The organism is Kitasatospora sp. MY 5-36 (assembly GCF_001182915.1).
In the GTDB taxonomy this organism is placed as follows: Bacteria; Actinomycetota; Actinomycetes; order Streptomycetales; family Streptomycetaceae; genus Kitasatospora.
In genome coordinates, this window is record NZ_LFVW01001021.1 from 1 (window position 1) to 2,393 (window position 2,393).

Below are 2,393 nucleotides of genomic sequence, written 5' to 3' on the forward strand. Positions count from 1 at the left end.
GTACGGCGGCCGGGTGCCGGACCCGGCCGAGGTCGACCGGGTGCGGCGCGCGTTGGACGAACTGACCGCCAGCGCCCGCGCGCACCGCCCGCCGACGGCCCCAAGCGCGCCGACACCCCCGACGTCCCCGGCAGCCACGGCGACCCCGACAGTCGCAACACCCGCCCCGCACGACCCGACGCGCAGCGCACTGGGCCGTGCGGCGGAGGAGCTCGAAGCGCTCCTCCGTACCCGACCGGACGACTAGCTCAGACCTGCTCGGCCAGCTCCAGCCAGCCCATCTCCAGCTCCTCCTTCTCGTCCCGGACCGCACGCAGCTGCGCGTCCAGCTCCGCGACCTTGGAGAAGTCGGCGGCGTGCTCGGCGAGTTGGGCGTGCAGCTTGGACTCCTTCTCGTCCAGCTTGGCGATCTGCCGCTCCAGCTTCTGCATCTCCTTCTTCGCCGCCCGCAGGTCCCCGCCGGACAGCGCGGGGGCCGCGCCCCCGTCCTCCGCGATGGCCGTGGCGGTCGGGGCGGCGGCGCCGGCCTGAGCGGCGGCGGTGGCCGCGGCGGCCATCCTGGCCCGGCGCTCCAGGTACTCGTCGACGCCGTTCGGCAGCATCCGCATCTTCTTGTCGCCGAGCAGCGCGTGGACGGTGTCCGTGGTGCGCTCGATGAAGAAGCGGTCGTGGCTGATGACGACCATCGAGCCGGGCCAGCCGTCGAGCAGGTCCTCCAGCTGGTTGAGCGTCTCGATGTCCAGGTCGTTGGTGGGCTCGTCCAGGAAGAGCACGTTGGGCTCGTCCATCAGCAGCCGCAGCAGCTGGAGGCGGCGGCGCTCGCCGCCGGACAGGTCGCCGACCGGCGTCCACTGCTTGTCCTTGCCGAAGCCGAACTGCTCGCAGAGCTGGCCGGCGCTCATCTCCCGGCCCTTGCCGAGGTCGACCCGCGAGCGGACCTGCTCGACGGCCTGGAGCACCCGGGTCGCCGGGTCCAGCTCGGCGACCTCCTGCGACAGGTAGGCCAGCCGCACGGTCTTGCCGACCTTGATGACGCCCGACGCCGGCTGGACGTCGCCCTCGGAGGCGTACGCGTCGCGCATCGCGCGCAGCAGCGAGGTCTTGCCGGCGCCGTTGACGCCGAGCAGGCCGATCCGGTCGCCGGGGCCGAGCTGCCAGGTGAGGTTCTCCAGCAGCAGCTTCGGGCCGGCCGTGACGGTCACGCCCTCCAGCTCGAAGACCGTCTTCCCGAGCCGCGCGTTGGCGAACTTCATCAGCTCGGACTTGTCGCGCGGGTCCGGCACGTCCGCGATCAGGGCGTTGGCGGCCTCGATCCGGTAGCGCGGCTTGGAGGTGCGGGCGGGGGCGCCGCGGCGCAGCCAGGCCAGCTCCTTGCGGGCCATGTTCTGGCGCTTCTGCTCCTCGACGGCCTCGATCCGGGAGCGCTCGGCGCGGGCGAAGACGTAGTCGGAGTAGCCGCCCTCGTACTCGTGCACCTCGCCGTTCTGGACGTCCCACATCCGGGTGCAGACCTGGTCGAGGAACCAGCGGTCGTGGGTGACGCAGACGAGCGCGGAGCGGCGCTTCTGCAGGTGCTGGGCGAGCCAGTTGATGCCCTCGACGTCGAGGTGGTTGGTGGGCTCGTCCAGGATGATCAGTTCGGGCGAGCCGAGCAGCAGCTTGGCGAGGGCGATCCGGCGGCGCTCGCCGCCGGAGAGCGGGCCGATGACGGTGTCCAGGCCGTCGGCGAAGCCGGGCAGGTCGAGGCCGCCGAAGAGGCCTTCGATGATGTCGCGGATGCGGGCGTCGCCGAGCCACTCGTGGTCGGCCCGGCCGGCGATCACCTCGTGCCGGATGGTGGCCTTCGGGTCGAGCGAGTCGTGCTGGGTGAGGACGGCCGGTTCGAGGCCGCCGTTCCAGGTGATCCGGCCGCCGTCGGGCTCCTCCAGCTTGGCGAGCATCCGGATCAGGGTGGTCTTGCCGTCGCCGTTGCGGCCGACGACGCCGATCCGGTCGCCCTCGCTGACGCCCAGGCTGACCGCGTCCAGCAGGGCGCGGGTGCCGTAGACCTTCGTGACGGACTCGATGGTGGCGAGGTTGACGGCCACGTGTGCTGCGCTCCAGGGTTCGGCGGTCGCGGGGCGGCCCGCCGCTCGGCGGCCGGATGCCCCTCTCGGGACACCCCGATCTCCCCAGCCTAATGGGCCCGTAGCAGCGGCCTCACCGCGTCAGCCCGCGACGGACGCCCCCGGGACCGGCCCGTGGGTGGCGTGCGCGGTCCGGCAGGTGCCGGAGGCCCGCAGCGCCCCGGCGACCGCGGTGGCGGCCTCGGCGTCCTTGACCAGGAAGGCGCAGGTCGGCCCGGAGCCGGAGACCAGTGCCCCGAGCGCGCCCGCCTCGGTGCCGGCCCGCAG

General features: G+C 73.3%; 1 protein-coding gene and 2 pseudogenes. 1 reads left to right on the top strand and 2 read right to left on the bottom strand.

Features of this window, described 5'->3' with window-relative positions; translation table 11 throughout:
* Positions 1 to 247: pseudogene (locus AE652_RS48795) on the top strand (hypothetical protein); the annotation flags it as partial.
* A 1-nt stretch (position 248) separates the two neighbouring features.
* Here AE652_RS48795 and AE652_RS39630 read toward each other — a convergent pair.
* Together AE652_RS39630 and AE652_RS39635 are read right to left on the bottom strand one after the other, a co-directional pair.
* On the bottom strand, positions 249 to 2,087 hold the full coding sequence (locus AE652_RS39630) for an ABC-F family ATP-binding cassette domain-containing protein (RefSeq protein ID WP_049660474.1): 1,839 nt from the start codon (positions 2,085 to 2,087) through the stop codon (positions 249 to 251).
* Positions 2,088 to 2,207: 120 nt separating this feature from the next.
* A pseudogene (locus AE652_RS39635) lies at positions 2,208 to 2,393 on the bottom strand (4-(cytidine 5'-diphospho)-2-C-methyl-D-erythritol kinase); the annotation flags it as partial.